A 12371-nucleotide genomic window follows, 5' to 3' on the forward strand; every position below is an offset into this window, starting at 1 on the left:
TTCGGGCAATGGATCTTGAGCCTTGGTGTTGAGATAACTTGGCTAAAGACAGTTTAAATGCTCTGTGATATTTGGACATAAAAAGACCCCCAGTAATTGGAATGTCCAACTATTGGGGGTCAGTTCAATGGGGTTTCTCATCTGGCTTTTTTGTTTATGAGTGTTTTAATCTTCTTTAGTTTCTAAATCTTCTTCTTTCTCTGCTTTGATAATTCGTTCAAATTCTTTTTCAGTGTTTCTTAGTTTTTCGATGTTAACTGAATCTGATGTGCTAATGGCTCTTTTTAATAATATGGATGCTGTTTTTTCTTTTCCTCTATTAAAATCAAGAAGTGACCGATAATAAAGTGCCATGCTTTTATTCTTTATGCTTTTATAGTGCTGGATGTACGCTCTCCAAACAATTCTCTTTTGGTAAAGGTAGTTTGCTTTAATAGAATTGGGTTTTTGATTGTTTAATTGTGCATTGAGTGAGGAAAAATATATGTTATCTGGTGCTAAGTTGAGTTCTTTATCCAAAATTTCTATGGCTTGAGTATTTTCCTTTAAAGAAGCATAACTTAAAGCAAGCAGGTAATGAGTATAACGATTATGTGTCTGAACTTGCTCTAGATAGTGAATGGCACGATCAGGAGCTTGTACTAAATACGCAAATAAGGCTTTCGCAAAATGACTTGGATCACTGTTATGGATATGCTGAGACAAATACTGATAAGGCTGATCTTCCAGACCGGCTCTGTAGGCGAGTAAGCTGGCTCTGAAAAACTCAAAATCTCGGCCATCTCGCTGATTCAAAATACTCTCTTTTGTGTCCGTACTGAAGGAATCAGACATTCGTGTATCAGGTGACGGATGGGTAGATAAAAATTCTAGCTTAGGACGGCCCAATGCTTTTTTGAAAAAGGCTTGAAAAAGCTGAGTCATACCATCAGGGTTAATGTCTGCTTTAATAAGGTATTCTCGGCCACGACGATCCGCTTCTTGTTCTTGATTGCGGCTGTATGTGAGCGTGTTTTCGGCTTGATTGGCGATGCCGCCCAACCATAAGGCTGTTGTCGCATCCGAACCGGCTCCTGCTAGTGCCGCCGCGATACCCGCGCCAAGCATCACCAAGGTTTTTTGCAATTCTTCGCTCGAGTTCTGACGTTGCCTTTCATAATGTTGTAAGTCTAAATGGGCCAATTCATGTGCGAGTAAACCAAGCAGCATGTCTTCATTGGTAATGACTTCCATGATATCTGAATACAGAAACATGTGATTACCAGGAATGACAAAAGCATTGCTTTGAGAGCTGTTTAGAAAGGTTATTTCGACGGTTTTGTTATACAAATCCGTTTGCGGTAATAAGATGGATAAGGTGTCTTTGAAATAGTCATAAGCTGGGGGGAAGTCAATGAGCGCACGGCTACCATTGAGCTTTCGAAACCAGTACTGGCCTAAAACATAGGATGGATTTGACAGTGTTCTCTCGTCTTTATTGGCTTCTAGGTCCGGAATGCTAGCATGGCTAAAATGGGGGACGGAAAGAGAAAAAACCAAGGTGATGAATGTCAATTTGGTTGTAACGACGGAAAATAGTCTCATAATAAGGCGGTCAAATAAGCAGATAAAAAATGTATGATCGAACACAGTCGTCAGTATGACGTAATCTTAGATGCAAGAGAAGATCGGTGTCCAATGCCTTTACTTAAGGTAAAGTTAGCGTTGAGCAAGATGCAGTCAGGTCAAGTTTTGAGTGTGACAACCTGTGATTCAGGATCTTTGAAAGACATACCTCAATACCTAGACCTCCAAGGTCATTCACTGCTGTCCCTATCAGACGTTAAGAATGAGTTTTGTTTCATTATTCAAAAGGATTCAATAAACACGCCATGTTAAAAATTGTTGATGGGTTAATTAAGCGTTATTTCTCCAATGAAGAAGTGGTGGTATTTCTATTATTATTGCTTGGTTGTGTCGCTGTTCTAGCATTTTGGGGAGGCATCTTAGCGCCAGTATTGATTGCCATTGTTTTGGCTTTTCTGTTACAAGGTTTGGTTGAGCGTTTGCAGCGTATGGGCTTGGGCCACACCTCTTCGGTATTAGCGGTGTTTATTGGTTTTATGACCAGTTGCGTGGTTTTTATCAGTGTTATGGTGCCGATTATCTGGCGTCAAGCCGACCGTTTTTTTAAAGATGCACCAAGAATGTTCACTGACCTCAGAGACGTTGTGCAACGTTTTGCAGAAGGCCATAGTGAAATAGTGAGTCAAACCGCCATTGATGAGGTGATTAATTCTTTGGCAAATGAATCAACGAATTTAGGTCAATGGATTGTTTCTTTCTCTATTGCCAGCATTCCTTCTTTGTTTTCCTTAGTCATCTATTTGGTGCTTGTGCCGTTGGTTATTTTCTTTTTGCTTAAAGATCAAAGGTCTATTCTGACGTATCTGACGTCTTGGTTGCCAAAAGAAAGAAAAATGATGCGCCGCATTTCACATGAAATGAATGATCAAATAGCGAATTACATTCGTGGAAAATTCATTGAGATGTTAGTGGTTGGTGTGGTGACTTATTTAGTCTTCCTGATGTTTGGACTCAGGTACGCAGAATTACTTGCCTTATTGGTTGGTTTGTCTGTGCTGATCCCATACATAGGGGCGGCAGCGGTTACCATTCCGGTTGTACTCGTGGCGTTTTATCAATTTGGCGCACAAAACGAATTTATCTATGTCGTTGTTGCCTATTTAGTTGTTCAAGCCTTAGATGGCAATGTGTTGGTGCCGCTGTTGTTTTCGGAAGCCGTTAACTTGCATCCGTTGGCAATCATTATTGCCGTGTTGCTTTTTGGTGGCATTTGGGGATTCTGGGGAATCTTTTTTGCCATTCCGTTGGCGACACTGGTGAAAGCCATTATTAATGCTTGGCCAGGGGAAGAGGATTTACTTGACCAACCAACGGCCGAGTAATCGTTCCATAGGCTATGAAGGCGGTATTACTCAATTAAATCGGCTATGAGAATGCTGTAAGCAGGTAAGATAATTACCCCAGCTTCAATCTTTCCAGCGGATAAGCTATTGGGCAATTTGATGGATTCTAATTCATATTGGCATGGGTGTTGAAACTCGTCTTGGCCGCTATTAATGGCAATGAAATAGCTCTGGTCTTGATGTCGTCGAGTGAAAATCAGTCTATGTTGGTCATTGTATAAAAATACAATATCTCCTATTTGTAATGCCATGTTGCCTTTTCTGAAGGCTAAGAAGTCTCGATAAGCGTTCAAACACGAGTTTGGATCATCTTCTTGTTTGCTGACGGCAAGAGGGAAGTGTTGAGTGGCAACCGGTAACCAAATGGATGGATGTTGACTGAACCCCGCTTGGTCGTTTGTGTCCCAAGGCATAGGCGTGCGGCAGCCATCTCGCCCTTTGAATTCCGGCCAAAAGGCAATGCCAAAAGGGTCAACCAGTTGTTCGTACGTTAATTCCGCTTCTGTTAATGCCAGCTCTTCTCCTTGATACAAACAAACACTGCCACGCAGGGTAAGCAGCATCAGCATGTAAATTTTGCTCTTGGCTAAATTGTCTTGATTGTTGCCCCAGCGTGTCGCTACTCGCTCCACGTCATGATTGCCAATCGACCAGCACGGCCAGCCGTCGCCCAGCCCTTTTTCTATCGTTTCCATGGTGTCACGTATGTGTTGCATACTGTTATCGTGAGTCAATAGATCAAACGAATAGCACATATGCAGTTTGTCGTCGCCTTGTGTGTAATCTGCCATGGTTTTGAGGGAAAAATCACAGCCCACTTCACCAACGGTCGTGGTGCCTGGGTATTGATCAAGTAGGTTTCTCAAACGCTGTAAAAAAACGATATTTTCAGGCCGAGATTTGTCGTATAAGTGAAGTTGATAGGCGTAGGGGTTGTCTAGCCGAACACCAATACTGCCTTCTACTACGTTTTCTTTTGGTGGGTTATTTCTCAGTTCCAAATCGTGAAAATAGTAATTTGCTGTGTCCAAACGAAAGCCATCTACGCCACGCTTTAACCAAAATTCCACTGTGTCTAATAACGCATCGACAACATCAGGATGGTGGAAATTTAAATCGGGTTGGCTGTCGAGGAAGTTATGTAAATAATACTGCCGACGTCGACTGTCCCAGTGCCACGCTGGCCCGCCAAATACCGATAACCAATTGTTCGGCACGGTACCATCAGCTTGAGCATCGGCCCAGACGTACCAGTCAGCTTTATGGTTATCATGGCTTTGCCTCGATTCTTTAAACCAAGGGTGTTGATCCGAAGAATGATTGAGTACCTGATCTATGATGACCTTTAATCCCTTTTCATGGGCGGTCTGAATTAACTGATCGAAGTCGTTTAGATCGCCAAAAATAGGGTCCACATCACAGTAGTTTGACACGTCATAACCAAAATCTTTCATTGGTGAAGTGAAAAAGGGTGACAGCCAGATGGCGTCTACACCTAAGTTGGCAATGTAGTCCATTTTTTGTGTCACGCCGGCGAGGTCGCCAATGCCGTCATTATTGGCATCAAAAAAGCTGCGAGGATACACCTGATAAATAACGGCACCGCGCCACCATGCTTGATTGGTTGTCATGTCGAGTTCCTTCGTTGGTTGAGCATAAACGTTTTGGCAAGATTGTGCGGATTGTTATTATTAGTTGAATCGTGCTTTTTTATGATATTTCCAGCATACTCAAAGAAATCGATTTTTGCATAATAATGATTACCAATGGATGTAATCTTTGGAGCTATGATGTTTTCACCAAAGGCTCGGTCAGTGGCTTGGCCATTGTTTTTCTTCTACTTTTTCTTTTGTTGTTTAATTGGTGTGATGATGCCCTACATTTCGGTTTATTATAAATCGATTGGTTTATCTGCGTCTGAAATCGGTCGACTCATGTCAACTTTTACCTTATCAGGCATCGTCATTCCGCATTTTTGGGGTTGGTTAACGGCGAAAATAGGCTTGCCAAAGCGGATTCTACAATGTGCTGTTCTTGGCTGTTTTATCGCCGTTTTGCCTTTTAATTGGAATAAAGAGTTTGAAAGTCTCTGGTTGCTGACCTGTTGTATGGCGTTGTTCTACTCCGCCTTACTGCCCATGACAGATTCTCTCGCTGTACGCAGTATTCGTCGTCTGGACGTACCTTATACACGCTTGAGAGTGGGTGGGTCGATTGGCTATGTGGTTGCCGTCGCTGCCGGCGGCTTTTTGATAGGGCAGTTTGGTGCTTGGGTCGTCATACCTACCATGTGCGTTTTTCTCGCATTAGCCGTGGTCACCATTTTCTTTGTCAAAGAGCAGGAATACGAAGCCAGCAATCATAAAGAGCAGGTGTCGTTTACTTCGTTGTTAAAAGAGCCTGAGTCTTTGTTGTTTTTTGGTTTGGCATTTTTGGCCTTCATGGCGCATGCCCCTTTCAATGTCTTTTTTGCGGTCCACCTGTCAAATTTTGGTTACAGCGGTGAGGCCATTGGTTTGTTGATGGCATTTGGTGTGATCATTGAAATCGTCCTGTTTTTGTTTTTCGGCAATACTGTTAAACGATTTGATGTCGTGCATTTGGTTATGCTGTGTTTCGTTTGTGGTGTGATTCGTTGGCTTCTCGTTGGCTGGTTTACTTCAAATGTGTGGATTTTAATGTTCACACAAATGCTTCACTGTATAACGTTTGCACTGTTTCATATGGTATCCATCGAGCAAATTAGACGTTTGTTTCCAGAGCGTTATGCTGGACAAGGCCAGGCAATGTACAGTGCTTTTGCCATAGGTTTAGGTGGTGGCCTAGGCATGGTGGTGACTGGCTACCTTTGGGAATGGGCTGGCGGTGCTTGGGCGTTTACCGCCGCCGCTATGGTGAGCGGACTCGCCTTGATGATCTTGATCGTCAGTCAGAAAGATAGATAAGTTTTAATATTAAACAGGTCTCAATGTGAGGCCTGTTTTAACAAAGAGATAAACGCATTGGCCGCTCGGCTCAGTGTTTTATGCTTATGATGTAACACTCCCAATTTCCTCTCTACATTGAGTTCCGGGAAATTTAATACTGTCAGCCTATCATCTACTAGCGTGGAGGGCAGTAAAGACCAGCCCCAGCCAATGCTCACTAACATTGCTAAGGTTTCTAGGTTATTGGTGTTCATGCGAACTTGTGGTTTCAGGCCTTGCTTACCGAATACCTGTTCAGCTATTTGCCGTGTGAAGGTGTTTTTATTGGGTAATACACAAGGGTATTGAGCGAGGTCCACCAAACTTATTTTATCTAAATGTGACAAAGGATGATCTTTACTGACCACACAGGTTAAAGGGTCTGACCAAATTGGAATGGATTCCAATAAATTGTTTTCTTTATTTGATAAGGTAATGACAGCCAGTTCAGCGTGACCTTTTAGCACGTGCTGATAGGCTTCTTCTGATTGAGTAAATTCAATTTCTAATTGCGCACTAGGATAGTCTTGTTGGAAACGTTTCAGTGAGTCTGGTAGTCGATGTAAGCCTACGTGATGACTGGTTGACAGTCGAAGCTCACCACTCACGTCCTGCATTTGTAGTGTCATGCTGCGTTTGATGTCTTCAAGGTCTTCTGCCATTTTTTTGGCTTTAGGCAATAAACGCATACCGGCTTCTGTTAATTGTACCTGCCTACCAATGCGATCAAATAGTTTCACGCCAAGGTTAGATTCCAATGCGGCAATGCGTTTACTGATCGCCGGTTGGGTGACAAATAAACGCGTTGCGGCATCCGAAAAGGAGTGTGTTTCTGCGACTTTTATAAAGGTGAGTAACTCGGCAATATCAAGCATTCCAAAAAATAATCCAAAACATGAAAAATATGAATTTGAGTAATTTAAGCCAAAGTTTTAGGATAGCGCAATAAGATTTTTAGGAGAGAACTTATGGCTGGTAAAACCCTTTACGACAAATTGTGGGATGACCACCTTGTCCAACAGCGAGATGATGGTAGTGCATTGATTTATATCGACTTGCAGCTACTGCACGAAGTGACATCACCACAGGCATTTGAAGGCTTGCGTTTGGCGGGTCGTAAACCATGGCGTATCTCAGCCAGTTTGGCAACACCGGATCATAATGTGCCGACAACCAAACATGAGCGTATTTCAGGTGTGGATGGTATCGAAGACCCAGTGTCAAAGATCCAAGTAACGACACTGGATGAAAATTGTAACGAATTTGGTATTACTGAATTCAACATGAAAGACATTCGCCAAGGTATTGTGCACGTTGTTGGGCCAGAGCAAGGTGCTACTTTACCGGGTATGACAGTAGTATGTGGTGATTCCCATACATCGACACACGGCGCTTTTGGGGCGTTGGCCCATGGTATCGGGACGTCTGAAGTTGAACATGTGTTGGCGACTCAGTGCTTGGTGCAAAAGAAAAGCCGTAATATGTTGGTTCGCGTTGACGGTGAATTGTCACCTTGGGTATCCGCGAAAGACGTAGTGCTTGCTATTATTGGAGCGATTGGCACCGCTGGCGGCACAGGTTATGCCATTGAGTTTGGCGGTACAGGAATTCAGTCTTTGTCGATGGAAGGTCGTATGACCGTTTGTAATATGGCCATTGAAGCTGGGGCTCGTGTTGGCTTAATCGCAGTCGATGATACAACAATCGAATACGTGAAAAATCGTCCTTATGCGCCAAAAGGTGAGCATTGGGATATGGCGGTGGCAGCATGGCAAGATTTAGTGTCAGACAAAGATGCCCAGTTTGATGAAGTGGTGGTAATCAAATCGGAAGACATTAAACCTCAAGTAACTTGGGGAACGTCTCCAGAAATGGTTATTGCGATTGATGAAGCGATCCCGCGTGCTGAAGACCAAGTGGATCCGGTGAAAAAAGAAGGTTATGCCCGAGCTTGGAAATACATGGGGCTAGAAGGAAAAACAACTTTGGCCGATGTGACCTTGGATCGTGTGTTTATCGGTTCTTGTACAAACTCTCGTATAGAAGATTTGCGTATCGCTGCACAAGTCGTGAAAGGGCGTAAAGTCGCTTCTAGCTTGAAACAAGCGATTGTTGTACCAGGTTCTGGCTTAGTGAAAGCGCAGGCAGAAAAAGAAGGTTTGCACGAAATTTTCGAAGCGGCGGGGCTGGAATGGCGAGAGCCTGGTTGTTCAATGTGTTTGGCGATGAACGCAGACAAATTAGGCAACGGCGAACATTGTGCCTCTACCTCTAATCGTAACTTCGAAGGTCGACAAGGTTTTGGTGGACGCACACATTTAGTGAGCCCTGCCATGGCGGCCGCGGCTGCGATAGCGGGTCATTTTGTTGATGTTAGCGAATTTGTAAAACACTAGGAGAGAATATGCGTCCCTTTACAAAACATACAGGTTTGGCGGCTCCTTTGGATTTGGCAAACATTGACACTGATATGATCATTCCGAAACAGTTCTTGAAGTCCATTAAGCGTACAGGTTTCGGTAAAAATTTATTTGATGAATTACGCTATGAAGACGAAGGGCAGCCAGACCAATCCTGTGAAGGTCGTCCTTTGCGTCACGATTTTGTTTTAAATCAATCTAGATATGCTGGTGCGAGTGTCTTGCTGGCTCGTCAGAATTTTGGTTGTGGATCAAGCCGCGAGCATGCGCCTTGGGCGCTGGATGATTACGGATTTCGTTCTATTATAGCGCCAAGCTTTGCGGATATTTTTTACAATAACTGCTTTAAGAATGGTTTGTTGCCCATTGTTTTGGATGCAGAAGACGTTGATCAGCTGTTTGCCGAAGTGGATGCGCAAGAAGGCGCTCAAATTGACGTCGATCTTGAAAACCAAACAGTGACTTCGCCTTCTGGGGCTAAATTTGAATTTTCGGTCGATCAATTTCGTAAACATTGTTTGTTGAATGGTTTGGATGATATTGGTCTGACACTACAGCAGGAAGAGAGCATTCGCCGTTATGAAGATAAGCGAATGAATGCCGCTCCTTGGTTATTTTTAAGCCGTGAACAGTAATTCAAGTAATAAGGATTCGTAATGACAAAAAAAGTATTGGTCTTGCCAGGTGACGGCATTGGTCCAGAAATCGTTGAGCAAGCTGTTCGTGTTTTAGATGCTGTTAATGACACTTTTTCATTGGGTATTGAGCATGAAAGTGCTTTGGTGGGCGGTTCAGCATACGATGAAACTGGATCACCTTTACCTGAAGCGACATTAGCAAAAGCGAAGGCGGCTGATGCCATTCTACTAGGGGCCGTTGGCGGACCTAAGTGGGACGGTTTAGATATGGCTGTGCGTCCAGAAAAAGGTCTATTAGGCTTGCGTTCTAATTTAGAACTTTTCTCTAATTTGCGTCCTGCTATTTTATACCCACAATTGGCTGACGCTTCTAGCTTGAAGCCTGAGATTGTAGCGGGTTTGGATATCTTGATCGTGCGTGAGTTAACCGGTGGTATTTATTTTGGCCAACCACGTGGTATCCGCACTTTAGAGAATGGTGAACGTGAAGGTTTTAATACTTACGTTTACAGTGAGTCTGAAATTCGCCGTATTGCTCGCTCGGCATTTGACGCCGCTCGTCAACGCGGTAAGCGCGTGTGCTCAATCGATAAATCTAACGTGCTTGAAGTGACCGTATTGTGGAAAGAAGTCATGGAAGAAGTGGCTAAAGAGTATCCTGATGTCGAATTAACGCATATGTTAGTTGATAATGCTGCTATGCAGTTGGTTAGGGCGCCAAAACAGTTTGATGTAATGGTTACTGGCAACATGTTTGGTGATATCCTTTCTGATGCTGCTGCCATGTTGACGGGTTCGATCGGTATGTTACCGTCTGCTTCTCTTAATGCAGAAGGTCGAGGTATGTATGAGCCATGTCATGGTTCGGCACCCGATATTGCTGGACAGGGCATTGCTAATCCATTGGCAACGATTTTGTCCGTTGCTATGATGTTGCGCTATTCATTGGCGGCCAAATCCGCCGCGGATGCGATTGAAGCAGCCGTTAGTAAAGTGCTTGATCAAGGCTTGAGAACATCAGACATTACGTCTGAAGGTTGCACAACTGTAAGTACGCAAGCCATGGGCGATGCGGTACTGGCAGCATTAAAAGCTTAACGATAAAGCGTTAGGCATTCATTCGGGATATTGCTCTTGGTATGAGTGACCCCACAAAAAAAGGTAGAAAACCATGTCAAAAAACACTGTAGGTTTAGTCGGTTGGCGCGGAATGGTTGGTTCCGTACTGATGCAACGTATGTTGGCTGAAAATGATTTTGATCACATTGATCCAGTTTTTTTCACCACGTCACAAACGGGGCAGAAAGGGCCAGAAATTGGTAAAGATATTCCATTGCTTCAGGATGCAAAAGACATTGAGTCTTTGAAGAAAATGGACATTATTATCACCTGTCAGGGTGGTGACTATACCAAGGAGATTTACCCTCAGTTGCGCAATGCTGGTTGGAAAGGTTACTGGATTGATGCGGCTTCTTCGTTACGTATGGACAAAGATGCCATCATTGTATTGGATCCGGTAAACCAAAATGTCATCAAGCAAGGTTTGCAAGATGGCGTAAAAACCTTTGTCGGTGGTAACTGTACTGTCAGTTTGATGTTATTGGCCCTCGGAGGCCTGTTTGAGAAGGGTCATATCGAGTGGATGACATCCATGACCTATCAGGCGGCTTCTGGCGGCGGTGCTCGCCACATGCGCGAGTTGATCAATCAAATGGGGATGTTACAAGGTACCGTTGCCAGTGAGTTAGCTGACCCAGCGAGTGCCATCCTAGACATTGATCGTAAAGTTGCAGAAAAGATGCGTTCCGCCGATATGCCAGTGGACCAATTTGGTGTGCCATTGGCGGGCAGTTTGATACCTTACATCGATGCACAGTTAGATAACGGTCAGAGTCGTGAAGAGTGGAAGGCCCAAGCTGAGACGAATAAAATTCTTGGCAATACGTCAAATATTATTCCAGTAGACGGTTTGTGCGTTCGTATCGGTGCCATGCGTTGTCATAGCCAGGCTTTTACCATTAAGCTTAATCAGGACATTCCTGTCGCGGATATTGAAGGGTTGTTGGCTGAGCACAATGATTGGGTTCGTGTTGTGCCAAATGACAAGCAAGCGACGATGGAGCAATTAACACCGACGGTTGCAACCGGGACATTGGATATTCCAGTGGGTCGTATTCGCAAACTGAATATGGGCCCTGAATACATCAGCGCTTTCTCTGTAGGTGACCAGTTATTGTGGGGGGCGGCTGAGCCACTGCGTCGCATGCTGCGTATCTTGCTTGACAACTAGTTCTGCACAATGATTACGAAAAGCACAGCTTTTGAGCTGTGCTTTTTTTTGCCTATTAGTTTTGCTCTAGCATCCTTTCATTAAAATTAAATTACATAAATTTGTGGTGACTTAGGCTTGTCCTGCTAAACTGAAATGATAGCGTTAGAAACTGTTCTCTTAAAGGCATAGAGGATTTGCCGCAGATGAACATTCACCCTTTGTCTACATGATCTTGAGCAAGTATTTACATTATTGGGATTGAAATTAGATGCAATCATCCCTAGATTAATAATAGGAAGGCAAGAGGAGGATTGATAATAAACAAACTAAACGTCTGACTAAAACAGAAGGAAAATGCTATATGTATACATTGAATATAAGCGGTCACCATGTCCAATCTGGTGAAGAAGTACAACAAGTAGTCAAAGAAAAAATGGATCACTTGGGTCGAATCAACAATCAGATAACCAGCATCAAAGTGATTTTAAATACTGAAAAGCATGAGATCCATGAACTTATTGTAGAAGCCAGTGTTCATATTCCTGGTCATGACTTATTTGCAACCGTTAAGACAGATAAGCAACTTAAACCTGCCCTAGACCTTTTAGTTGGTAAATTGGAAAAACAGTTAATTAAACACAAAGCGAAACACTCTGGCCGACAGCATCACATCAATGCTAAGGACGTAGAGAGTCATACAGAAAGGCAAATGCAAGCCGAATTTGACGAGCTCGTGGAACGAGAAGTAATTTAATTAACCCATTCACATCAGACTGAGCCTCGCTTTTGCGGGGCTTTTTAATGCCTCTTTGATGGGCTTCGCCTCATCCTTAGAGGTCTCCTTCAGGTTTCTTTATTAAGGTGGATAGAATACCGCCTATGATCATAATATGGTGAGAAATAATGATGGAGTAATGCACTGTTAACGTGAACGTTAATGAATTCGATTTTGCGCTTGTGACATAACAAAAAAGCCGATACTGAACTGACCCCCAATAGTTGGACATTCCAATTACTGGGGGTCTTTTTATGTCCAAATATCACAGAGCATTTAAACTGTCTTTAGCCAAGTTATCTCAACACCAAGGCTCAAGATCCATTGCCCG

General features: G+C 43.4%; 11 protein-coding genes. 8 read left to right on the forward strand and 3 right to left on the reverse strand.

Features of this window, described 5'->3' with window-relative positions:
- Positions 1-165: 165 nt before the first annotated feature.
- The gene (locus OA79_RS17570) at positions 166-1584 is read right to left on the reverse strand and encodes a M48 family metalloprotease (protein WP_063334520.1); all 1419 of its coding nucleotides are present in this window, start codon (positions 1582-1584) and stop codon (positions 166-168) included.
- A 33-nt stretch (positions 1585-1617) separates the two neighbouring features.
- Between OA79_RS17570 and OA79_RS17575 the strand changes: the two genes are divergently transcribed.
- Together OA79_RS17575 and OA79_RS17580 are read left to right on the forward strand one after the other, a co-directional pair.
- A complete protein-coding gene (locus tag OA79_RS17575; RefSeq protein WP_063334521.1) occupies positions 1618-1878 on the forward strand; it encodes a sulfurtransferase TusA family protein in 261 nt (86 codons plus the stop codon).
- On the forward strand, positions 1872-2948 hold the full coding sequence (locus OA79_RS17580; RefSeq protein WP_063334522.1) for an AI-2E family transporter: 1077 nt from the start codon (positions 1872-1874) through the stop codon (positions 2946-2948). The genes OA79_RS17575 and OA79_RS17580 overlap by 7 nt, the downstream gene beginning before the upstream one ends.
- Positions 2949-2974: 26 nt before the next feature.
- Here the strand turns inward: OA79_RS17580 and OA79_RS17585 are convergent, their stop codons facing one another.
- The gene (locus OA79_RS17585; protein ID WP_063334523.1) at positions 2975-4600 is read right to left on the reverse strand and encodes an alpha-amylase family glycosyl hydrolase; all 1626 of its coding nucleotides are present in this window, start codon (positions 4598-4600) and stop codon (positions 2975-2977) included.
- Between the two features lie 159 nt (positions 4601-4759).
- Between OA79_RS17585 and OA79_RS17590 the strand changes: the two genes are divergently transcribed.
- A complete protein-coding gene (locus tag OA79_RS17590) occupies positions 4760-5914 on the forward strand; it encodes an MFS transporter (protein ID WP_063334524.1) in 1155 nt (384 codons plus the stop codon).
- A 20-nt stretch (positions 5915-5934) separates the two neighbouring features.
- Here the strand turns inward: OA79_RS17590 and OA79_RS17595 are convergent, their stop codons facing one another.
- Positions 5935-6810: a LysR family transcriptional regulator gene (locus tag OA79_RS17595; protein WP_063334525.1), complete on the reverse strand. Its 876-nt coding sequence runs from the start codon at positions 6808-6810 to the stop codon at positions 5935-5937.
- Between the two features lie 93 nt (positions 6811-6903).
- On the opposite strand from OA79_RS17595, the gene leuC reads away from it, so the two are divergent.
- From leuC to hpf, 5 genes are all read left to right on the forward strand, one after another.
- The gene (leuC, locus tag OA79_RS17600; RefSeq protein ID WP_063334526.1) at positions 6904-8331 is read left to right on the forward strand and encodes a 3-isopropylmalate dehydratase large subunit; all 1428 of its coding nucleotides are present in this window, start codon (positions 6904-6906) and stop codon (positions 8329-8331) included.
- A gap of 8 nt (positions 8332-8339) precedes the next feature.
- Positions 8340-8990 (forward strand): 3-isopropylmalate dehydratase small subunit, encoded by a 651-nt coding sequence (gene leuD, locus OA79_RS17605; RefSeq protein ID WP_063334527.1) that lies wholly within the window; start codon positions 8340-8342, stop codon positions 8988-8990.
- A gap of 21 nt (positions 8991-9011) precedes the next feature.
- A complete protein-coding gene (gene leuB, locus OA79_RS17610) occupies positions 9012-10091 on the forward strand; it encodes a 3-isopropylmalate dehydrogenase (protein ID WP_063334528.1) in 1080 nt (359 codons plus the stop codon).
- A gap of 73 nt (positions 10092-10164) precedes the next feature.
- Positions 10165-11283, forward strand: coding sequence for an aspartate-semialdehyde dehydrogenase (asd, locus tag OA79_RS17615; protein WP_063334529.1), 1119 nt, complete (start codon positions 10165-10167; stop codon positions 11281-11283).
- A 343-nt stretch (positions 11284-11626) separates the two neighbouring features.
- A complete protein-coding gene (hpf, locus tag OA79_RS17620) occupies positions 11627-12019 on the forward strand; it encodes a ribosome hibernation-promoting factor, HPF/YfiA family (RefSeq protein ID WP_063334530.1) in 393 nt (130 codons plus the stop codon).
- Positions 12020-12371: the final 352 nt, after the last annotated feature.

This window comes from Marinomonas sp. TW1 (assembly GCF_001625355.1).
Taxonomy (GTDB): domain Bacteria; phylum Pseudomonadota; class Gammaproteobacteria; order Pseudomonadales; family Marinomonadaceae; genus Marinomonas.